The 21,931-nt window shown below is 46.7% G+C and carries 16 protein-coding genes and 1 tRNA gene; 5 read left to right on the top strand and 12 right to left on the bottom strand.

Annotated elements, in window-relative coordinates; genetic code table 11:
* Positions 1-122: 122 nt before the first annotated feature.
* The 4 genes from GV030_RS05325 to GV030_RS05310 form a co-directional block, all read right to left on the bottom strand.
* Positions 123-3,371: an amidohydrolase family protein gene (locus tag GV030_RS05325; protein ID WP_159580511.1), complete on the bottom strand. Its 3,249-nt coding sequence runs from the start codon at positions 3,369-3,371 to the stop codon at positions 123-125.
* Between the two features lie 116 nt (positions 3,372-3,487).
* Positions 3,488-3,838: a hypothetical protein gene (locus tag GV030_RS05320; RefSeq protein WP_159580509.1), complete on the bottom strand. Its 351-nt coding sequence runs from the start codon at positions 3,836-3,838 to the stop codon at positions 3,488-3,490.
* Positions 3,839-3,843: 5 nt separating this feature from the next.
* Positions 3,844-4,401, bottom strand: coding sequence for an RNA polymerase sigma factor (locus tag GV030_RS05315; protein ID WP_159583633.1), 558 nt, complete (start codon positions 4,399-4,401; stop codon positions 3,844-3,846).
* A gap of 25 nt (positions 4,402-4,426) precedes the next feature.
* Positions 4,427-4,930, bottom strand: a complete 504-nt coding sequence (locus GV030_RS05310) for an NADPH-dependent FMN reductase (RefSeq protein WP_159580507.1) — start codon at positions 4,928-4,930, stop codon at positions 4,427-4,429.
* 141 nt (positions 4,931-5,071) lie between these two features.
* On the opposite strand from GV030_RS05310, the gene GV030_RS05305 reads away from it, so the two are divergent.
* Positions 5,072-6,607, top strand: coding sequence for an alpha-N-arabinofuranosidase (locus GV030_RS05305; protein ID WP_159583631.1), 1,536 nt, complete (start codon positions 5,072-5,074; stop codon positions 6,605-6,607).
* A 70-nt stretch (positions 6,608-6,677) separates the two neighbouring features.
* Here GV030_RS05305 and GV030_RS05300 read toward each other — a convergent pair whose 3' ends face one another.
* From GV030_RS05300 to GV030_RS05265, 8 genes are all read right to left on the bottom strand, one after another.
* On the bottom strand, positions 6,678-7,895 hold the full coding sequence (locus GV030_RS05300; RefSeq protein WP_159580505.1) for an NAD(P)/FAD-dependent oxidoreductase: 1,218 nt from the start codon (positions 7,893-7,895) through the stop codon (positions 6,678-6,680).
* Positions 7,896-7,914: 19 nt separating this feature from the next.
* A complete protein-coding gene (locus GV030_RS05295; protein ID WP_159580503.1) occupies positions 7,915-8,208 on the bottom strand; it encodes a thiamine-binding protein in 294 nt (97 codons plus the stop codon).
* A gap of 5 nt (positions 8,209-8,213) precedes the next feature.
* Positions 8,214-8,771 (bottom strand): aminoacyl-tRNA hydrolase, encoded by a 558-nt coding sequence (pth, locus tag GV030_RS05290; RefSeq protein WP_159580501.1) that lies wholly within the window; start codon positions 8,769-8,771, stop codon positions 8,214-8,216.
* A 72-nt stretch (positions 8,772-8,843) separates the two neighbouring features.
* A complete protein-coding gene (locus tag GV030_RS05285; RefSeq protein ID WP_159580499.1) occupies positions 8,844-9,476 on the bottom strand; it encodes a 50S ribosomal protein L25/general stress protein Ctc in 633 nt (210 codons plus the stop codon).
* A 27-nt stretch (positions 9,477-9,503) separates the two neighbouring features.
* Positions 9,504-10,433: a ribose-phosphate pyrophosphokinase gene (locus tag GV030_RS05280; protein ID WP_159580497.1), complete on the bottom strand. Its 930-nt coding sequence runs from the start codon at positions 10,431-10,433 to the stop codon at positions 9,504-9,506.
* 52 nt (positions 10,434-10,485) lie between these two features.
* Positions 10,486-10,558 (bottom strand) — tRNA-Gln (locus GV030_RS05275).
* Between the two features lie 57 nt (positions 10,559-10,615).
* Entirely contained in the window at positions 10,616-14,296 is a 3,681-nt protein-coding gene (gene purL, locus GV030_RS05270; RefSeq protein ID WP_159580495.1) for a phosphoribosylformylglycinamidine synthase, read from the bottom strand.
* A 40-nt stretch (positions 14,297-14,336) separates the two neighbouring features.
* A complete protein-coding gene (locus GV030_RS05265; RefSeq protein ID WP_159580493.1) occupies positions 14,337-15,134 on the bottom strand; it encodes an alpha/beta hydrolase in 798 nt (265 codons plus the stop codon).
* 144 nt (positions 15,135-15,278) lie between these two features.
* Between GV030_RS05265 and GV030_RS05260 the strand changes: the two genes are divergently transcribed.
* The 4 genes from GV030_RS05260 to GV030_RS05245 are packed head-to-tail and all read left to right on the top strand — an operon-like array spanning position 15,279 to position 21,897.
* Positions 15,279-15,899 (top strand): TetR/AcrR family transcriptional regulator, encoded by a 621-nt coding sequence (locus GV030_RS05260; RefSeq protein ID WP_159580491.1) that lies wholly within the window; start codon positions 15,279-15,281, stop codon positions 15,897-15,899.
* Positions 15,896-17,317, top strand: a complete 1,422-nt coding sequence (locus GV030_RS05255) for a TolC family protein (protein WP_159580489.1) — start codon at positions 15,896-15,898, stop codon at positions 17,315-17,317. The genes GV030_RS05260 and GV030_RS05255 overlap by 4 nt, the downstream gene beginning before the upstream one ends.
* Before the next feature lie 9 nt (positions 17,318-17,326).
* Positions 17,327-18,469, top strand: a complete 1,143-nt coding sequence (locus tag GV030_RS05250; protein ID WP_159580487.1) for an efflux RND transporter periplasmic adaptor subunit — start codon at positions 17,327-17,329, stop codon at positions 18,467-18,469.
* 35 nt (positions 18,470-18,504) lie between these two features.
* Positions 18,505-21,897, top strand: coding sequence for an efflux RND transporter permease subunit (locus GV030_RS05245; protein WP_159580485.1), 3,393 nt, complete (start codon positions 18,505-18,507; stop codon positions 21,895-21,897).
* Positions 21,898-21,931 lie beyond the last annotated feature (34 nt).

The following is a 21,931-nucleotide window of genomic DNA, read 5'->3' as shown; positions in this document are numbered from 1 at the left end:
ACATAAAGGAGGTTCAAATCACAGGTAGTAGGCAATAAAACAACAGGCCCTTTCAAAAGTATTTTGAAAGGGCCTGCTCTGAGTTGAACTATCTCTGGCGACTAGCTTCGGTTACTACATGTCTAGTGCTGGCAGCTGCAGTGCAAGCCCTGGAAGCTATGACTTTCCTCATGCCAGGGGAAGTTGTCGTTGTAGCTGTCCATTTCCCAGTAGAATTGGCTTCTTTTATTTGGTTGATGGCCTATCTCGTTCATGGTATTGGTGTCATACAGTCTGCCATTGATCATGGTGTGTCTGACCGATTCTGAGTTGCGAATGTCGGCAAGCGGATCTTCATCCAATATGATGATATCCGCAAGTTTCCCCACTTCAATGGATCCTAAGTCTTCACCCATTCCAATGTATTCCGCCCCATGCAGGGTAGCGGCCCTGAGTACTTCGTAGTTAGTCATGCCACCCTGAGCCAGGTTCCACATCTCCCAGTGTACACCAAGTCCCTGCAGCTGACCATGTCCACCTACACATACTTTCACTCCGGCATCCACCAGTGCTTTGCAGGATTGTGAGACCAGTATGTGGCCATTTTCATACTCCTCATCCGGTGCCATGGTCCTGTGTCTGGATCTGCTGTCTATGATCGCTCTTGGAGTATATTTCATCAGTTTCTCATTCTCCCACACATTGGTCTTCTGATACCAGTAATACTCCCCGTTCAGGCCGCCGTAGTTCACTATGAGCGTCGGAGTGTTGCTGGTTTTACTTGCCGACCAAAGCTCAATAACGTCCTGATAAAGCGGAGCAACTGGAATATTGTGCTCTACACTGGTGTGGCCATCCAGGATCATGGTCATATTATGAAAGAAGGTAGAACCACCCTCGGGGTAAACCATGATCTCATTTTCATGTGCGGCTTTGATGATCATTTGGCGCTGCTCTCTGCGGGGCTGATTATAGCTCTTCACACTGAAAGTACCGTAGGCTTTGGTTCGTGCAATAGCACTTTGAGCGTCTTCATATTTATTGATCACGGCCTTGAAGTCACCATCAGCTCCATAAAGAATGGTGCCCGTGGAGAAGATCCTTGGGCCAACCATTAATCCGGCCCGAACCATCTCGGACTGAGACATGGAGGTCTCGGAGTTGGAAGAGGGGTCATGCGTGGCGGTGATCCCAAAAGCGAGATTGGCATAATAGGACCATTCCTTTTGTGGGCTGATTCCGTACCTGAATGCTCGCAGATGAGCGTGTGTGTCTATGAGACCAGGCATAATCACCTTACCAGAAACATCTATGATTTTGGCGTCTGCGGGGATTTCCAATTCTCCTTGAGTGCCCACTGCCACAATCCTGTTGCCCTGTACCAGCACGACTCCATTCTCGAGGATTTCTTCACCATTCATAGTGATCACTTTACCTCCGGAGAGTGCAATGCTACCTGTTGGGACATCGGTTTTGAGTGTGAGTTCTATCTCGACTGTGGTTTTGGGAATGTCCCCAATACTATCAGGGGAGCCTTCCAGAAATGTGAAGCAATCTTTGACGTTTACAGCATGGTATTTATTCCCAAGTGTCCACTGTAGGGACTTACCATCTGCTGACCATTGCAGGTTGATTCCTGCGTCCTCGGCCACCTTTGTTACGGGTAAGGCCTTGGTGCTACCTGTCAACTCAAAAGTTTGACCATGGTCTGAAAAGGGCATCACAAATACATCATAGAGTTCCCCAAAGGCCAGCCATTTTCCATCAGGACTGATGGTGTATTGGTTGGCATACTTGGAATGAAAATGAATTTTTTCATCTTCTCCTTTGAGGTTCACACTCTTGTAAGACTTATCCAGGCTCCCAAAGAGATAACCTCCGGTTTGCAGATACACACGGTCTCCTTTAGGATTGAAAACGGGGTTTTCACCATCTTCGCAGATAAATGTAGGCGTGCCACCCGCCACTGGCATGGTGTAGATGCCAGGTTTTACGGTATAGGCATGCCCAAGTGTACCATCGCCTTCATCTTTTCGAAATACCAGGGTTTTTCCATCCTTGGAAAATGAAGGGGTACGATAGATGCCTTTTTCTGATGTCAGGCGGGTAGGGGTACCTCCGGTCGCAGGTATTTTATGGATGGCACCTTTGCGCTCATCCGCCCAACTGACGTACACAATGCTCTTGGAGTCCGGAGAAAAAGCAGGCTCATACTCAAAATCTGTACTTGTGGTCAAGCGTTTAGGCTTTCCATTCGGGAGTTTCATGGTATAGAGGTGTCCGGCGGCATTGAAAGCCAGAAGTTTGCCATCAGGAGAAGTGGTGGCATTTCGGATCACGTGGGAGCGGAATGACTCAGGTGCCGGGTTTTGCTTGAAAATAGGCGCATCGGTAATGCGATGTGTGGCGGAAGCTTTAAATGGGATGATCGTGGATTCACCTGTCAGTGTGTTCACCTTTCTGATTTTCCCTTTTGCATAAAGAACAATGGTTCGGTTGTCCGGCAGCCAGTTAAAGTTGGGGTACACCCCGAAAATGGCCCAGGCTTCCTGCTGATCCTTAGTCAGCTCATCGTACACGGGCTTTTGAATGCCTGTGGCCAGATCATGAATGTACAGGACGGACTTCGTGCGCACCCTGCGCACAAAGGCCAGTTTGGAGCCATCAGGAGAGATCTGTGGGCGTACAGCTCCACCTGGTCCGCCAATCACTGTTTCTGTTTTGCCGGTAGTCCGGTCATATCGCTTGATCACATAGATTTGACTGTTGGGGTCTTTGTTGTATTGAAAATACCCGCCAGGATAGACATCTTCACTATAGTAGAGGTAATTACCGGATACCCATGGTTCGCCTGCATCCTGTTGATCGTTTTTGCGGGTAGTGAGCTGAATACCCGACCCACCGGTGATGTGATACAGCCACATTTCTCCCGCTCCCAAAGATCGCTGTGAGGTGAAGTGTTTCCTGGCGATCAGGTATTGCCCGTCGGGTGTCCATACGGCATTATTGAGGAGCCTGAAATCTTCCCTGGTGATTTGCGTGGCGTTCTGGCCGTCTGCATCCATCACCCAGATGTTGTCGCCCCCGCCAGCATCACTGGTGAAGGAGATTTTCTTACCATCAGGGCTGTACCTGGGTTGTACCTCATAGGCATGGCCTGTCCGAAGCGGGGTGGCATTGCCACCGGAGATGGGCATGGAGTAGATATCTCCCAGGAGGTCGAACACGATGGTTTTTCCGTCCGGGCTCACATCCAGGTTCATCCATGTGCCTTCTTCCACGGTGATGGTTGTTTCCTGGAAGGGTGCCACGGGACTGGTGACATCCCAGTCGTCCTGTGCCTGGCAAATGAAAAATGAGAAAATGAGGAGGGGAATTAGGATTCTGGTCATATTCGGATTTGTTTATGACTCCTAAATTAGTGAAAGTTTTGACCGGGCAAGCTTACCTTTTTGTGAGTGGAGATATGGAGGACTGGGTGGTATGCTGTAGTGGTACAAAAAAAGGCCTATTCGGCCTCTTTCTTAAATTTGGGTGTTTCTGTTTCATGTCTTCCGGTGCACCACTTATCTGCAAACTTTTGTTTCCATTTTTCGCGCTGATCTTCGGGCATGTTGTGCCATTTGTGCTGCCAATGCTTCCATGGCGTACCATGCTGATGTCCGTGTTTACCTCCTTTACCGAACCCAAATATTATTTTGGAGAGCAGTAGTATGCCTGCTGCCTGCCAGAAAGTGATGGCTACCAACCCAAAGATTGCCGGCATTAGCCAGTTCCAGAGCACCATTACCAGGGCGCTTGCCGCCGTGAAAAACACCAGAATCATTCCTGCTATTTTTAAAAACCAAAATCGTCTCATATCCATTAGTCGTTTATCAAATCATTATATAAATCCGCCAGGCCTTCCCTGAGGGCGAGAATGGCGTACCGTTTTCTGGAGATCATAGTATTGATGGTCTCTCCGGTTTCTTCCGCCATTTCTTTAAAGCTTTTTTGTTCAAATTCATGCCACACAAACACTTCTCGCTGCTTCCGGGGCATTTGTGCCAGTAACTCTTCTATTTTGGCCCAGATCATTTCTCCCAATAGTTCCCGGTCAGGCAGATTGCTGGTATCGGGTAATATATCCTCGAGCATCAATGGGGTTTCATCACTATCTTGTGCGAGATTCATTTGAGAAAAGGCCATAGGCCTCATTTTTCGGTGATTGTCTGTGGCCTTGTTTCGTGCCACCCTAAAAAGCCATCCAGAGATCTGATCGAGTGATTCTATGCGGTCATACCCCACCACCAACTGGTAGAACACATCCTGCAGCACGTCCTCTGCATCATCACTTCCAGAGACAAACTTCCTGATGAAATTCAGGAGCTTTCCACGGTAAGTGTTTACCGTTCTTTCGATATGTTCATTTTTTTGACTCATGGAAATGGCGGCGGGCTTCATCGTATCAGGCACTCATTCGGTTATCACCATTTTTAGCTTCTGTGCCGTAGACGAGAAGAAAAAGAAACCGATACATGGCTAAATTTAGGACGCTATCAATCAAATTGAATGACTCATCAAATTTCTTTTCCGGCTCCATCACCATAAGGCCCTCAGGAAGCAAATTGGCACTAAGACTTTTGAGTACAGTTCGAAGCTGCTCATCGGCTGATTCGGCCAAAATTCGTTCACTGGTGACCATTACGGTAGCCATTTTCTTGTTTCTCCAGAGCGCCCGGTGGTTGGTGAGCAGCCTGTGGGTTTCGTGATTATAGAGAGGGCCAGCGTGGTTTCCAACCAAAAGATAATAGTCATAGCTGGCCAGTTCGTTGAGCTCATAAGAAGGATCAGCTAAATCCAGAATGGATGTGTTCAGGCCCAGCCCCGCAAGGCGTTCATCCAGCTCCAAAGCGACCAAATGGGAGAATCTGACAACCTGAGTATCGGTAATGATGATGGCTACTTTCATGTTAGTTGGTTTTGACCTGGGCTTATAGACGGATAAGAGATCATTATATTTTAAATGGTTTGAAGAAAAGCGAAATTGGAAGGGAGATAATTTTGATTAACTTTAAAGTGTATAATCAACACTTAATATACTTTTATGAAAATGCAGAGAATTGCCACACTACTTCTGGCGCTAGGTTTATCACATCTGGTGATGGCTCAGAACGCGTCTGTCATCATCAATGCCGATCAGGGTGAGCATCAGATCAGCAGACATATTTACGGACATTTTGCAGAGCACCTCGGCAGATGTATATACGGGGGATTTTACGTAGGGGCCGACAATCAGGCGATTCCTCATACAGATGGTGTGAGAAATGATATCATCCAGGCGCTTAAGGATTTGAAAGTACCTAACCTGCGCTGGCCAGGTGGTTGCTTTGCCGATACCTACCACTGGAAGGATGGGGTAGGACCACAGAGCGAGCGGCCTACCATCGTGAACAGGTGGTGGGGCGGTGCAACAGAAGACAATAGTTTTGGTACCCATAACTTTTTGAATTTGTGTGAGGTGCTTGGTGCCGAGCCTTATTTATCAGCCAATGTAGGTAGCGGCACGGTGCAGGAGGTGATCGATTGGGTACAGTATACCAACCATGACGGAGTGAGTCCGATGGCGGATTGGCGTAGGGCCAACGGACGGGAGAAACCCTGGGCGGTTAAATATTGGGGCGTGGGCAACGAGACCTGGGGTTGTGGGGGCAATATGACCGCAGAGTATTATGCCAATATCTACCGGCAATACGCCACCTTTATGCCAGGTTGGTCTGGATCCACCAAGATAGAGCGAATAGCCTCAGGTGCCTCTGGTAATGATTACCACTGGACAGAAACCCTGATGAAGAACGTGCCTCATCAGTTGATGGAAGCTGTGGCGCTTCACCATTACTCTGTATTGGACTGGAGTGATAAAGGGTCTGATGTGGCTTTTTCAGAGGCTCAGTACTTCAAAACCATGGAAGAATCACTGAAAATGGAGGAGTTTGTGACTCGCCATTCAACGATTATGGATAAGTATGATCCTGAAAGGAAAGTAGCTCTTTTTGTGGATGAGTGGGGAGGCTGGTATGATGGTGATACGGCGAAAGGAGTGCTTTACCAGCAAAATACCATGCGGGATGCCATGATCGCAGGAGCTGTGCTTAATATTTTTAACAATCATGCGGAGCGGGTGAAAATGGCCAACATTGCTCAGGCGGTGAACGTGCTACAGGCAGTAATCCTCACGGATGAAGAGAAGATGATTCTGACACCTACTTACCATGTGATGAAACTTTACAATGTGCATCAGGATGCCACATTACTGCCCTTGAGTATAGATACCCCGGATTACGAATTGGACGGGAAGAAGCTTCCCGCCTTGTCTGTGTCAGCTTCCAGGGATGATCAGGGGGTTATGCATATTTCACTCGTGAATATTGATGCTAAAAAGGCCCACAGCACCGAGGTGAAAATTCATGGGGATGAAGTGAAGACTGTCAGAGGGTCAATTCTGTCCTCAGCTTCACTGCAGGACCACAATACTTTTGATAACCCGGATAAAATTACCCCAAAGGACTTCAAGGACTTTAAAGTGAAGAACGGAATCCTTACGGTCAGTCTGCCACCATTTTCAGTAGTGGTGCTGGAGGTAAAATAATTGATTCACAACCAATCGGGGGTGTGTGCCTTCGGTTGGTTGGTAGTTTTTCAAAAGATAGTCTTGGAAGCTATATATGCTCAGAGATTACCCACCCGGCACTCCAGCAGGCCTGGAAATTGAAGCCGCCTGTGAGGGCATCTATGTCCAATACTTCACCAGCAAGGTAGAGGTTTGGAAAGTTTCGAGCTTCGAAGGTTTTGAGGTCTACCTCTGATAATGCCACCCCGCCACTGGTGACAAACTCTTCCTTGAAAGTGCTTTTTCCTTTGACCTCATAGAGACCTTGGGTAAGTTCTTCCGTGAGTTTATTGACCTGCTTCTTGGTGATTTCTCCAAAGTTATCTTCCTCAGCGATTTCGCAGTACTTACAGAGTTGTTCCCAGAATCGTCTGGTCAGCTCGCCGGGAGGGTAGTTGAGCACCTTTCGCTTGGGATGATCTTGTTTTTGTTGATCGAACCACTGTCCCACTTCGGCGTTGGATTCTTTGCCCAGGTAGTTAACAAGAATATGGAAGTGATAATTCTTCTCAGCCAGTTCACGGGCACCCCATGCTGAGAGTTTCAGCACAGCAGGTCCGCTCAGTCCCCAGTGTGTGATGAGCATAGGGCCAGCTTCTTCCAGCTTAGTGCCCGTGATCCGAATGTTTACTTCGGAAAAGGAAGTGCCCATCAGTCCGGAAATGCGTAGATCTTTAATGTTGAAGGTAAAAAGCGAAGGTACGGGGGGTACCAGGTCCAACCCCAGTTGGCTCAAAAATCCCCAGACAGAAGGAGCACTGCCGGTTGCTATGATTAACTTATCAGCAATCATTGGTCCCTGAGAGGTGACAAGGCTCCATTGATGCTCGGTCGCTTCTATGTGCTTTACCCCACAGTTTTGAATAACCTTCACGCCCAATCGGGCAGCTTCACCTGTGAAGCAGTCTATGATCGTTTGCGATGAATTGGAAGTGGGAAACATTCTCAGGTCAGCTTCAGTATGGGTTTTTACGCCCCGATCACCAAGCCACCTGACCATGTCGGCGGTAGAAAACTCCTTAAAGACGGTGTACAGTTTTTTGCCCCCACGTGGGTAAAAAGGTGTGAGTTCGGAGGGTTGTTGCCGGGCGTTGGTCACGTTGCACCGACCCCCTCCCGATACTTTAACTTTGCTCAGGAGTTTGTTGGTTTTTTCGAGAACCAACACTTCATAGTGTGGGTGTTTTTCGGCAATGTTGATGGCAGTGAAAAAGCCAGCAGCTCCCCCTCCAACGATAATGACTTTTTTCTTATGGGAATGGCTCAATGGAGCGTGCTGTTACAGTTCATCGATCGAGCCTTTTTTCTTCAAACGTTACATCAGCATCTTTTCTGTAGTGGATGCGGAAGTATACCAGGCATTCCTCTGCCCCGGCAGCCAGTACTGCTTTCTGAGCCTGGTCGCATACTTTCATTATTTCCTCGTATTTCCCCTCCATTACCGTTTCGAAGGGTGTGATCTGATGCTTGAGGCCACTCGCCTGAATTACAGCTATGGCTTCATCTACCAGGTCATAAGTGTGCAGCGCCTTGCTTTTTGGTATGATTTGAATGCCTATAGAGGTTAGGTGATCAGTCATTGTGTTTAGTTAAATTGATTCATGGTTCGTTCCAGTCCTATGGTACAAAAGGAGAGTAGGGCATCGATGGCCAAATCCATATTGAGGACAATTTCGTCCATTTCCTGCTTATTGAAAGGGCTGAGGACGTAATCAACTTGCTGGCCTTTGCCGAATCCGTCGCCTACACCAAATCTCAGTCGGGGATAATCCTGTCCGCCGATCATCTGCTCTATGTTTTTGAGCCCGTTATGACCTCCGGCAGACCCCTTGGCTTTAAGTCTTAATTTCCCATAGGGGAGGGCAATGTCATCCGTGATCACCATTAGATTCTCCTTGGGAATTTTGAGTTGGGTGAGCCAGTAGTTCACCGCTTTCCCACTCAGGTTCATGTAAGTGGTTGGCTTCATCAGGTGGATGCTACGGCCTTTGTATTTAAGCTCGGTGATGAAGGAATGTCTGTCATGTTCAAATTTCAGACCTTCACGATCGGCGAGTCTGTCCAGGATTAAAAAACCGATGTTATGACGCGTCAGCTCATATTCAGCGCCTATATTTCCCAGCCCGGCAATTAAGTATTTCATAAGTGTGCTAAAATAAAAAATCCTACCCTGATTGCTCGGGGTAGGATTCGTTTATTACAATGAAAATTCGGATTATCCTTCAGCAGGTGCTTCAGCAGCTTCTTCGCTACCTTCTGCTCCTTCTTCACCTTCTTCTTCACCTTCAAGAGACTTTCCTCTAAGTGCTCTAGGGATTTCAATACCCATGATGGTCACAAGCGGATTGTTCAATACTTCGAAGTTTTCAGTAGGAACATCACCAACTTTTACAGACTTACCAAGACCCAATTTGGACACATCGATGTTGATGTGCTCCGGCATGTCCTTAGGCAGTGCTTTTACAGTTAAGAATCTCAATTTCTTGATCAACTTACCACCTTGCTGGATACCAGGAGGTGTTCCAACTGGGTGTACAGGGATGTTCATTTTGATTTTCGTACCTCTGAACAACTGCAGGAAGTCCACATGCACAATCATTTCACTTACTGGGTGGAACTGGATGTCTTGAAGAATGGCTTCAAAAATCTGACCTTCCACATTCAAGTTGATAAAATGTGCTTCGTCGGTATAGACAAGCTCTCTGAATAAAATCATCGGAGCGTAAAAATGGATCTGCTCTTCACCACCGTAAAGTACACCAGGGACCATTCCTTCAGCTCTTAATCTTTTAGCTTCGGTCTTGCCAAGATTTGCTCTTTTATACCCTATAATCTCAACGCTTTTCATAAAATATGTATTTAAATTGTTTGTTTGTTACTTAATGAATAATGCACTTATTGACTCATTGTCGTGAACCTTTTTGATGGCTTTCGCAAATAGGTCAGCTACAGTCAACACTTTTATTTTGTCACTTTTCTGCTTGAGCGGAATGGTGTCTGTGGTAATCAGTTCTTCCAGCTCAGAAGACTCGATGTTCTCATAAGCCTTTCCGGATAGGATTGGATGCGTACATACCGCTCTCACGGTGGTGGCACCTTTCTCTTTCAGTAAGTTTGCAGCCTTGCAAATGGTGCCTGCTGTATCGGCCAGGTCGTCTACCAAAACCACATCCTTGCCTTCTACATCACCAATCACCTGCATAGAGGCGATTTCGTTGGCACGCTTTCTGTGCTTATCACATACCACCATGTCGGCCTCAAAATACTTGGCAAACGTTCTGGATCTGGCAGTTCCGCCCACATCAGGAGAAGCAAAAATCAGGTTATCCAGATTCAGGCTTTTGATATAAGGAATGAAAATCGCAGATCCGTCAAGGTGATCCACCGGAATGTCAAAAAATCCCTGAATTTGTCCGGCGTGAAGATCCATGGTCATCAGCCTGTTGGCACCTGCTGCTGTCAGTAGGTTGGCCATCATTTTGGCTGCAATGGATACACGTGGACGATCCTTTCTGTCCTGTCGTGCATATCCGAAATAAGGAACAACTACAGTTACATATTTGGCACTGGCACGTCTGGCAGCATCTATCATGAGCAAAAGCTCAATGATGTTGTCAGAAGGGGGAGTGGTAGATTGGATCAGGAACAGGTCACTTCCTCTGATGGATTCGTTGAAGCTGAAGTTCAGCTCGCCATCACTGAATTTTTGCGAAGTAGAGTTACCCAAAGGTTTTCCATACTGCTCGGCAATGCTGCTCGCTAGTTCTGTAGTACCTTTTCCTGCAAAAATTTTTACTGAGGACATGACAGTCGTTTAAATAAATAATCCCGATCCATATAAGTTGGACCGGGATCTGTTGGCCTACTAGGGCTCGAACCTAGACTCTTCTGAACCAAAATCAGACGTGTTGCCAGTTACACCATAGGCCAAAACGGATTGCAAAAGTAGTAGTCTTTTTTAAAAATCAAAAGGCCACCATGCAATTATTAAAGGTTTTTTATCCAGTCCCGTGCATTTACAAACGGTTCTATCCAAATAGACACCTCATTGTCTTTGATTTCTTCATTGTGAGCCCAATTCCAGGGGAAAATGGATCGCTCCAGGTGGGGCATGATGGCGACATGTCTGCCGTCATTTGAGGCCACCGCCGCGGTAGCAAAATCACTTCCATTAGGATTGCCAGGGAACGACTCATAAGAATACTTCACCGGGATGTTGTAATCTTCCGGTTGACCAGGCAGCATAAACCTTCCTTCGCCGTGTGCGAGCCAGATGCCCAGCTTACTGTTGCTCAGGGACCCAAACATCACGGTGCTGTTATCCAGTACGTCCACATTGATGAATGCGGATTCAAATTTACCAGAACTGTTGTGATGCATTCTCGGATGCTGCTCACCCAGCTCCGGGTAAATGAGGCCCAGCTCCATCATAAGCTGACAACCATTGCAAACTCCAAGAGAAAGGGTGTCTTCGCGTGCATAGAATGCATCCAGAGCTGCTTTGGCTTTTTCATTAAAAAGGAATGATCCCGCCCATCCTTTGGCAGAGCCTAGGACATCAGAATTGGAGAACCCACCCACAAAAACAATCATGTTCACCTCACTGAGGTCTTCACGCCCACTGATGAGGTCAGTCATATGTACATCCTTCACATCAAAACCTGCGAGGTAAAGCGCATAGGCCATTTCACGGTCTCCGTTTACTCCCTTTTCTCTGATGATGGCTGCTTTAACCCCGGTGGATGTTCGTCGCTTGGGATCTATGCCGTATTTAGCAAAAGTGCCTGTGTAGTTTTCCGGAAACTCGTAAGCAAGTGGTTGCTCTTTGAAATTGTTGAACCTAAGGTCTGCATGACCAGGTTCGGACTGCTCACGATCCAGGAGGTGAGAGGTTTTAAACCAGATGTCTCTGAGGTGGTCAATGGACAAGTCCAGATTCCAGTCGTCTTTCCTGAGACTGATTGTTCGCTTATTGGTGGTGATACCGATGACAGTAGCCTCCACCCCGTGCAGTTTCAGGAGGTTCAGGACATTATCCGGTCTTTGTGTTTGAATGACTACCGCAGGGTTTTCTGAGAAAAGCAGCTTGGTAATGTCAGTTTCAGTGAGCTCGTCCAGATTGATGGCCATACCCCCCGAGGTGTTCGGGAAGTTCATCTCCAGAAGGGTTGTGATCAGTCCTCCGGCAGAGACATCATGCCCGGCGAGAATGAGGTTTTGTTGTATCAGCTCCTGAATGCCATTGAATGCTTTCACTACGGTATCAGGGTCCGTATCGGGTGCTTCATTTCCAATGAAGGCATTGGCTTGTGCAAAGCTGCTACCACCAATGGCCATGGGTTTGTTGCTGAAACGGACATAGATCAGCGAGCTGTCCGAAACATCTTTGAGATTGGGAGTTACAACCTTTCTGAGGTTACTTACCTCAGCCACCGAACTCACAATTACGGTGCCGGGAGCCAGTACCTTTTTTCCATCAGGATACTTCTGTGCCATGGAGAGGGAATCCTTACCCGTAGGGATGTTTACCCCAAGTGCCGTAGCAAATTCACTCATTTCCTTTACTGCCTGGTAGAGTCGTGCATTTTCACCATCGTTTTTGGCAGGCCACATCCAGTTGGCACTCAGAGAGACTCCTGGTAGTCCCAGCGTCAGTGGAGCCCACACGAGGTTGGTAAGCGATTCTGTGATTGACAACCGTGATCCGGAACCCGCATTGATCAGTGCGGGTACTGGAGCGTGCCCAATAGAGGTAGCAATGCCTTTGTTGCTGAGGTAATCCAGTGCCATGACCGCCACATTGTTGAGGGGTACCTGCACGGCACCCACTGTTTGCTGTACGGCTACTTTTCCAGTCACTGAGCGGTCTACTTTATTCGTAAGCCAGTCTTTGCAGGCCACTGCTTCCAGTTGCAATACCTTTTCTATATAATCCTCAATCTTGGAAGCATCATAGTCCTTTTCAGGAAAGGATTTTGCCTGGGTCTTATCTGTAAGGATGGTCTTGGGAGATGCTCCAAACAGGTGACTCATTTTCAGATCGAAAGGGGCCTGAGTGGCTCCGGTACGACTGAATTTTAATTCCATTTTATCGGAAGTAGTTCCTACTTCGTAGTATGGCACCCTTTCGCGCAGGGATACATTGCGTAGGTATTCTGCTTTATCAGGGTCAATGACCAAGCCCATTCGTTCCTGGGATTCATTGCCGATCAGTTCTTTTTCCGAAAGGGTAGGGTCACCCATGGGGAAGTTTTCGAGTTTAAAATCCCCACCGGTATCTTCCACCAGCTCGGATAAACAGTTGAGGTGACCACCGGCACCGTGATCGTGGATGGAGATAATAGGATTGTCATCCAGCTCGGCCATAGCCCGGACAGCATTGGCTACTCTTTTTTGCATTTCCGGATTCGAACGCTGCACAGCGTTGAGTTCCAGTGATGTATCAAAGGCCCCGGTATCTACAGAAGATACCGCACTTCCGCCCATCCCGATTCGGTAGTTGTCTCCACCGAGGATTACCACGGTCTGATCTTTCTCTACTTTCTTCTTGATGCCATCTTTGAGCTTAGCGAATCCAATACCTCCAGCCAGCATGATGACCTTGTCGAATGCGATGGTTTCGTTGTTTTCTTCATGCTCAAAAGTGAGTACACTCCCGCAGATGAGTGGCTGACCGAACTTATTACCATAATCACTGGCCCCGTTGGAGGCCTTGATCAAAATATCTTTTGGGGATTGGTAAAGCCATTTCCTTGGATTGACCTTTTCTTCCCATTTTCTTCCCTCTTCCAGTCTGGAATATGAGGTCATGTATACGGCAGATCCGGCCAGTGGAAAGCTACCAATGCCACCAGCCATACGGTCCCTGATTTCACCACCAGAGCCTGTGGCTGCGCCGTTGAAGGGCTCTACTGTGGTGGGGAAATTGTGTGTTTCGGCTTTTAGGGAAATGATGGAGTCAAAGTCTTTGACTTCAAAAAAGTCCGGCTTATCCTGCGTTCGGGGAGCAAATTGCTCTACTACGGGCCCTTTCACAAAAGCCACGTTGTCCTTGTAGGCGGATACGATCTGTCCCGGGTGATCCTTGGAGGTTTTTTTGATCCACTGAAAAAGTGTCATGGGCTGCTCATCACCATCGATGATGAAGGTGCCATTGAAAATCTTGTGACGGCAGTGCTCTGAGTTGACTTGTGAGAAACCAAATACTTCCGAATCTGTCAGGTTTCTGCCGATTTCCTCAGAAACTTCTTTGAGAAAATCAATTTCTTCCTGACTCAGGGCAAGTCCTTCGCTTTTGTTGTAAGCTTCCAGATCTTCTATGTGCTGAATGGGCGCCGGAGTGATTTTCAGTGTGAAAATTTCCTGATCTATCAGCTTGTATTTCTGCTGGAGCATGGGGTCAAAGAGTTGCCCCTTGTCTGCTCTGAATACTTCTATGCGCTCAAGGCCCTGAATACCCGCATTTTGGGTAATTTCCACCGCATTGGTGCTCCAGGGAGTGATCATCTCTTTTCGTGGTCCCACAAATGAACCCTGAATGCTTTGATCGGGGAGGAGTTTGGCGCCGGATAAGAGCCATTCCAGTTTTTTTTCTGTATCAGGGGTGATTTCGACTTTGCTGCCTACCACGTAAATGAGTTCCGTGGATTTTTGAAAGATGTAAATCATGCGAGAGGACCTTGTATTTGTCACCGCAAAAATAGAAGAATTAATCAAAGAATTCCCCTGAAAGCAAAGAAGGAACCAAGGTTTTTGAAGCCTCGATCATGTGATGGTGTTTATAAGGGAGTTTGTGTGTTTCTAATGTACGGATTTTGGTGGTTTTTGAGAGGATTTTGCCCAGAGGGATGATGCTGTCAAGCGTACCAAGAATCAGGTGCGTCTGAATGCCATGTTGGTTGATGACCCGGGCTACCATTGATATAGGCACTTGGATAGGCTTGAAGTAAGTCCAGGTACGATAGACACGTTTGCGATTGTCTTTGCCTTGGAGCTCTTTTTGAGCAAACCGAACCATAGATGATGAGGTGATTCTCAATGTCTTGAATGTATCTAGTAGCGTATTGAAGTGATCTGGATGAAGCATCAGGTACTTAAAGAGCGGATTGCCCAGGCTACTTGTGGCCAGGCGAAACCAAATGCTTCGAAAGATACCATCCGGTGCGATCAGTATAAGGTGCCTGATTCTTTCCGGAAAGAGGTTTGTGGTGACCAGGGCAAATCTTCCTCCAAGACTGAAACCAACGATTGAGAATTTCGTGATGTCCTCCCTGAGGAGAAAATCCTCAAACTGCTGTTTCCATTGTGCGATGGTAAGCGGGGAATCTTCCCGAGTGCTCTGTCCATGATAGTAGTGATCAAAGGCGTACACCGTGTGATTGTTTTCCAATGCTTTCAGCCAGGTATCAAACGCTGAATGCTCTTGTCCAAATCCATGAAGAAGGATTAGGGGATGGGGCCCTTTGCCAGATTTGCGATAAAAGAGATTGGATTTGGTTGTTTTCATCAGGTCTGCCGCAAGAAACAGAAATATTTTTAAAAAAAAATCAATTTCATTGAACCTTCCTGATCGTTGCCCGTAGAAACTGAGGAAACTTTAAGTATAATTAAAGTTTCCATATTTAAATTTGCGGAAAACATCCAAATCTCTGTGGCGAAGGAAAGAATTTTAGAAGGAGCACATTCACTGTTTATGCAATATGGAGTCAGGTCGGTATCGATGGACGATGTAGCCAGAGAGTTGGCCATGTCTAAAAAGACCCTGTATTTGCATTTTAGCAACAAAGATGAGTTAGTTACGGAGGTTGTCAGGTTTCATATGGATGGTGAGATGGCGGAGTTTGGAAGGGTCATTGAATCGGCCGTCAATGCAGTGGATGAGATATTTAAGCTAGCCAAATGCATGCGCGAGCATGCTTTCAGGGTAAACCCATCCTTGCTTTATGACCTTCATAAGTATCATGCCGAGGCATGGGCAATTTTTCAGGAGTTCAAATCCGAGTATCTGGTGGGGCAAATCATCGATAACATAGAGCGTGGCAAGCAGGAGGGGTACTACCGGCTGGAACTGAATGCGCGGGTGCTGGCCATACTTAGGATGGAAATCGTCCAGATGGTTTTTAGCGATCAGGTTTTCCCGCGTTCAGAATTTGATTTCATAGAAGTGCAGATGCAGGTGTTTGATCATTTCGTGCATGGGCTTCTGTCAGAAAAAGGCAAACAATTATATCAGGAATATCAATCTCAGGAAGTTAATAATCACTCAAAATGAAAGGAAAACTAACCTTACTTTTTTTAATGCTCAGTACATGGCTGGTGGCTCAGGAGACCTCCGGCTCGTTTACTTTGGACGATTGCGTGGAGTACGCACTGAAAAACAGCGTGGATGCCAAGAACGCACTGTTAGATGAGCAGATTGCTACTGCTCGTGTGAAGGAGACTGTTGGTATTGGCCTGCCCCAGGTGTCGGGTTCAGTGTCTGTACAGCAGAGCCCTACTCAGCCAAGATTCTTCACTCAATATACCGCTGGAGGTGGCTCCTTTTTCATCACCGATGAGCAGGCTAGTCAGATGGGTTTATCAGATGGAGATGTCGTTGCACTCCGCAATATTTTCCAGCTCAAAGGAGCGGGGGATGCCAATCTGAGTATCAATCAAATGATTTTTAATGGATCGTATTTTGTGGGCCTCCAGGCTTCGAAGGCTTACAAGGAATTGTCCGTAAAAAACTCCAATCAGACCAGTGAGGACATTGTGATGAGTGTATCAAAGGCTTATTACAACCTGCTGATCGCCCGCGAACAGCTCTCTTTGGTAAATGCCAACTTAAACAGGCTTGATACCCTCTACCGCAACACCCTGGCCATGTATGAAAATGGTTTTGCAGAGAAGATCGATGCTGATCGGCTGAAGGTGACTTTGAATAATCTGAAAGTGAACAGAGAAAACATTGAAAACCTCAATGACCTCTCCATGAGGCTACTCAAGTTTCAGATGAACTTTCCTTTTGATGAGGAGCTGACCATCGGCGGATCTTTAGAGGATGAGGCTATGCAAAAGGTAGAGCTACCTGAAGCTGAGAACTGGGACTACTCTAACCGCCCGGACTATCAGGTGTTGCAGGCCAATTATGAGCTTCAGAAGTTGAACATTAAGAATAAGTATGCCGAAGCGATCCCTATGATTTCGGCTTTTGCCAATTTGGGATATTCTACACAGTCGCCAAATTTCGGTGGGCTCTTTGCCACGAATACTGATTTTGAAGATCAAAATGGAGTGGGACCCGATAAGTGGTATGGATATTCTACACTTGGTCTGAGCCTCAAGTGGAATATGTTCACCGGTTTGCAGAGAAACTATCAGATTCAGCAGGAAAAATTGAGTCTGTCCAAGATCGAAAATGGTTTTGAGGTATTGGAACGGTCTATCGAGCTGGATATTAAGAGGGCTCAGGACAACCTGGACAATGCTCTGAGCAGACTGGAAGTGCAAAAGGAGAATGCGGAGCTCGCAGAGTATATCTTCAATATTTCCCAAATCAAATACCAGGAGGGCGTGGGATCCAACCTGGAGGTAATCGAGGCTGATACCTCGCTGAAGGAGGCCCAAACGAATTACTTCAGCGCGTTGTACGACGCAATCATTGCGCAATTAGAATTGAAAAAAGCATTAGGAATACTTTATAACTAACAATAGATCATGAGAAAGATCAATCAAATCACCTACATAGTAATTATTTCGGCGCTGGTTTATGCGTGCGGTGGCACAGAAGCGGCCAAGGATAAAGTGACGGAGCTAAATGAATTGAAAGCTCAACAAAAAGAACTGGAAACCAAAATTTCTGATCTTGAGGCCGAGCTGATCCAGTCCGGTCAGCTGGAGAAAAAAGAAGGGAATAAAGTACTGATCACCACATTGAAGATGACTCCAGATAGTTTTGAACATTGGGTAGAAGTACGGGGCACAGTGGCTTCCAGAAAAAATGTGATGCTCTCTGCCGAAACTATGGGTAGAATAGAGTCCATTAAAGTCACTGAAGGACAAAAAGTGGCCAAAGGTCAGCTCTTGGTCCAACTGGATGCGGATATTTTAAGAAACAGCATTTCGGAAGTGAAAACACAACTAGAGCTGGCGGCTACTATTTACGAGCGACAGGCTAAACTGTGGGAGCAAAATATCGGTACGGAGGTGCAGTACCTGCAAGCGAAGAACAATAAGGAAGCCCTGGAAAGCAAGTTAAAAACCCTCAATTCTCAACTGAGTCAATCCAATGTAGTGGCTCCTTTCAACGGGATAATTGACAATATTCCGGTGAGGGAAGGTGAGATGACCTCACCTGGTATGCCGCTGGTAAGAATTGTGAATCAAAATGACACCTACATTTCTGCGGATGTGTCAGAGTCATTCCTGGGCAAATTTCAAGTTGGTCAGCAGGTGAAAGTGTATTTCCCCTCTTTGGACAAGGAAGTGATTTCCAAAATTGCCTCTGTGGGCCAGGTAATTAAAAGTGAAAACAGAACATTCGAGGTAGAAGTAGGATTGCCAGCGGTCGACTTCCCAATCAAACCGAATCAGGTGGTGGTTCTTCACATGATCGACTACAAGACTGATAAAGCCCTTGTGGTACCCACCAAGCTTGTGCAGCGCGACAGCAAAGGGAGCTATGTATACGAGTTGGTAGATAAGGAAGGCAAGCTGGTGGCAAGCAAGGTGTATGTGAAGCCCGGTGTTTCGTACAACCTCGAGACAGAGATCGTAGAGGGGTTGTCTGCCGGTCAGCTGATCGCTTATGAGGGGTATAGAGAACTGGCGCCTGGTGCGGCCGTTACGATCAAAAACTAATCAATAAGTGGTATAACTCTTTAGAAAGCAAATAAATGGCTGACGAATCTACTAACAAGAATACCGAAAAGCAGTTTGGTTTAACGACGCTTTCGCTAAATAATAGGACCACAGTCTATGTATTGACGATGCTTGTGGTCATCATAGGTCTGATGACCTATGTCACCTTACCGAAAGAGAGCTTTCCGGAAGTGAAGCAACCGATCGTGTACATAGGCACTCCGCACCCGGGTAACTCTCCTGTGGATATGGAAAACCTGGTGACCAGGCCTATTGAGAAAGAAGTAAATGCAATTGCCGAAGTGGACAATATCAAGTCTACCTCGGTACAGGATTACTCCACCATTATTGTGGAGTTTACCTCAGACACTGATATAGAAGATGCATTGATCAAAGTGAAGGACGCAGTGGATAGGGCCAAGCCAGATCTTCCTGAGCTCCAAACCGATCCGAATGTGTTTGAAATGAACTTCTCGGAGTTTCCCATTCTGAATATTAACCTGTCTGGAAACTACAGTATGGAGGAACTCAATGAATACGCTGAGTACCTCGAGGAGGAGATCGAGAAGATTTCTGAGATTTCTAAAGTGGAAATACGGGGCATCAATGAGAAGGAGCTGAAGGTGAATGTGGATCCTTATCAGATGGAAGCCCGCGAGGTTAACTTTTCAGACATTGAAAACGCCATCAGGAGTGAAAACATTACCCTTTCTGGTGGTAGTGTGAAGGAAGGAGATATCCGCAGGTCTATCCGTGTGGTGGGTGAGTTTTCTTACCCGGAAGAAGTGCTGGATGTGGTGGTGAAGAGTGAGAAGGGCAATATCGTTTACCTCCGAGATATCGGTGAGGTAGATTTTGACTATAAGGAAACTCAGGATTATGCGAGGTTGCGAGGTAACCCGGTGGTGATGGTGGATGTGGTAAAAAGGAGCGGGGAAAACCTGCTGATTGCCACTGACAAGATTAATGTGATCCTGGAAAAAGCCAAGCAAGAGGTGTTTCCAAAAGACCTCATAGTGACCAAAACTAACGATCAGTCTGAGCAGACCAGAGAGCTTGTGGATAGCCTCGAGAACAACATTATTTCCGGGGTGATTCTTGTGGTACTGGTACTATTGTTCTTCCTCGGTTCCCGAAATGCTCTTTTCGTGGGGATCGCCATACCACTTTCTATGTTCATGGCTTTTATGATTCTTGGCATGTTTGGCATTACCATCAACATGATGGTGCTGTTCTCCTTGATCATGGCACTGGGTATGCTCGTGGATAATGGTATCGTGGTAGTGGAAAATGTCTATCGACTCAGGGAGGAAGGGTTGTCTTCCTTTGAAGCCACCAAGCAGGGGGTGGGAGAAGTGGCATGGCCGATTATTGCCTCTACAGCCACCACTTTGGCGGCATTCCTTCCGTTGGCTTTTTGGCCCGGGATCATGGGAGAGTTTATGAAGTTTCTCCCGATCACGTTGATGGTTACGTTGGGTTCTTCATTGTTTGTGGCCTTGGTCATCAATCCGGTGCTTATTGCGGCTTTTATGAAGCTGGAAACTGGCGAGACCAATAGGAAGCGCATCATGATTTTTGTAGCCGTAGCCATTGTGCTTGGAGCATTGTTGTTACTCGCTAAGGCCACAGTGTTGGGCAACTTGCTGATTATAGCCGGGTTAATTACCATCTTGAATGTATATGTACTGGTGCCATCGTCCAGAAGGTTTCAACGAACTTTCTTACCCTGGTTAGAGGGACTGTATAAGTCCACATTGGATTTTGCACTTTCAGGTTGGAAACCTGCCTTATTCTTTTGGGGCACAGTTTTGATGTTTTTTGGATCTTTTGGACTGATGAACGTATTTCCACCTGATGTGGAGTACTTTCCTAAAACAGACCCCAAGTACATCAACGTCTTCATTGAGTACCCGGTAGGTACCGATATTGAACATACCAATGAGTTTACCCAGAAGATTGAACACATTGTTTTTGACGTGGTGAAGCCGTATGAAAGCATCGTGGAGTCCATCATTGCCAATGTGGGCCAGGGAACATCAGATCCCAATGATCCTTCAGCATTTGGACAGCAGGATACCCCTAATAAGGCAAGGATTACCGTCAATTTCAAAGAGTTCAAATATCGAAATGACATAGATACCAAAGTGATACTGGCTGAGATCAGGGAAGCTATTGGCGGCTACCCTGGTGTGGCTGTGACAGTGGATCAGAATGCGGATGGCCCGCCAGCGGGTAAACCGATTAGTATAGAGGTATCCGGTGAGGACTTTGCAACACTCATAGAAGTGACCGAGAGAATGAAGAAGACCATTAATGAGTCGGGTATCCAGGGTATTGAGAAGCTGAAAACCGATCTGGAGACAGGTAAACCTGAACTGGTGGTAAACATTGACAGGGAAAAAGCCCGAAGGTTTGGGCTGTCTACCAACTCCATAGCCATGGAAGTGCGAACGGCACTGTTTGGTAAGGAAGTTTCCAAATACAAGGAAGGGGAAGATGACTATGAGGTGCAGCTAAGACTCATGGAAAAGTATCGATATGACGTGGATGCACTGATGAACAAGAGTGTTGTCTTCAGAGATCAGACATCTGGTAAAATGGTAAGCGTGCCTATATCATCGGTGGCCACTTCAGAGCTCAGCTCTACTTACGGCTCTATCAAAAGGAAAGATATGGATAGGGTCATTACCATCAGTTCCAATGTGATCACCGGCTACAATGCCACTGAGATCAATGGGGAGATTCAGGAGTTGCTCAGCAATTTCCAGATGCCTGCCGGGTATGAGTTTAAGTTCAGTGGTGAGCAGGAAAAACAAGCCAAGGAGATGGCATTCCTATCAAAGGCCCTTGGTATTGCGGTTTGCCTCATCTTCCTGATCATCGTGGCACAGTTCAATAAAGTGACCACTCCTTTCATTATCATGATGTCGGTAGTCTTGAGTACCATTGGAGTTTTTCTTGGGCTTGTAGTTTTCCAAATGAACTTTGTGGTGATCATGTCTATGGTGGGGATTATTTCACTGGCAGGAATAGTGGTGAATAATGCCATCGTACTGATAGACTTTATCGAGCTGAGTCGTGAGCGCAAGCGGCAGGAACTAGGGGTAGATAAGTTACCTTTTAATGAAATTGTGGAAGCCATAGCTGTGGCCGGAAAAACCAGGTTGCGACCGGTATTGCTCACAGCCATCACCACGGTTTTGGGGCTTGTTCCGCTGGCAGTAGGATTCAATGTGGATTTCATCAAATTCCTTAACTCCTACGATGCGGATTTCTACCTTGGCGGAGACAATGTGGCTTTTTGGGGACCTATGTCTTGGACGATTATTTTCGGATTGTCATTTGCTACATTCCTTACGCTGGTCATTGTGCCTGTGATGTACCTCTTCTTTGCACGGGTCAACCGGTATTTGGGGATTAGTTAACATAAAACCTGCCCCGATCATTTGATCGGGGCAT

It is taken from the genome of Marinoscillum sp. 108 (genome assembly GCF_902506655.1).
GTDB lineage: Bacteria > Bacteroidota > Bacteroidia > Cytophagales > Cyclobacteriaceae > Marinoscillum > Marinoscillum luteum.
The sequence above is the reverse complement of the archived record's forward strand: the minus strand, read 5'-3'. Positions and strand labels throughout refer to the sequence as shown.

Bases quoted from the DNA above. Each gene is read 5' to 3' on its own strand.
- GV030_RS05250 (WP_159580487.1), top strand. From the start codon at position 17,327: ATGAGAAAGATCAATCAAATCACCTACATAGTAATTATTTCGGCGCTG.
- purL (WP_159580495.1), bottom strand. From the start codon at position 14,296: ATGATTTACATCTTTCAAAAATCCACGGAACTCATTTACGTGGTAGGC.
- GV030_RS05325 (WP_159580511.1), bottom strand. From the start codon at position 3,371: ATGACCAGAATCCTAATTCCCCTCCTCATTTTCTCATTTTTCATTTGC.
- GV030_RS05305 (WP_159583631.1), top strand. From the start codon at position 5,072: ATGCAGAGAATTGCCACACTACTTCTGGCGCTAGGTTTATCACATCTG.
- GV030_RS05245 (WP_159580485.1), top strand. From the start codon at position 18,505: ATGGCTGACGAATCTACTAACAAGAATACCGAAAAGCAGTTTGGTTTA.
- GV030_RS05285 (WP_159580499.1), bottom strand. From the start codon at position 9,476: ATGAAAAGCGTTGAGATTATAGGGTATAAAAGAGCAAATCTTGGCAAG.
- pth (WP_159580501.1), bottom strand. From the start codon at position 8,771: ATGAAATACTTAATTGCCGGGCTGGGAAATATAGGCGCTGAATATGAG.
- GV030_RS05255 (WP_159580489.1), top strand. From the start codon at position 15,896: ATGAAAGGAAAACTAACCTTACTTTTTTTAATGCTCAGTACATGGCTG.
- GV030_RS05315 (WP_159583633.1), bottom strand. From the start codon at position 4,401: ATGAGTCAAAAAAATGAACATATCGAAAGAACGGTAAACACTTACCGT.
- GV030_RS05320 (WP_159580509.1), bottom strand. From the start codon at position 3,838: ATGAGACGATTTTGGTTTTTAAAAATAGCAGGAATGATTCTGGTGTTT.
- GV030_RS05265 (WP_159580493.1), bottom strand. From the start codon at position 15,134: ATGAAAACAACCAAATCCAATCTCTTTTATCGCAAATCTGGCAAAGGG.
- GV030_RS05310 (WP_159580507.1), bottom strand. From the start codon at position 4,930: ATGAAAGTAGCCATCATCATTACCGATACTCAGGTTGTCAGATTCTCC.
- GV030_RS05295 (WP_159580503.1), bottom strand. From the start codon at position 8,208: ATGACTGATCACCTAACCTCTATAGGCATTCAAATCATACCAAAAAGC.
- GV030_RS05280 (WP_159580497.1), bottom strand. From the start codon at position 10,433: ATGTCCTCAGTAAAAATTTTTGCAGGAAAAGGTACTACAGAACTAGCG.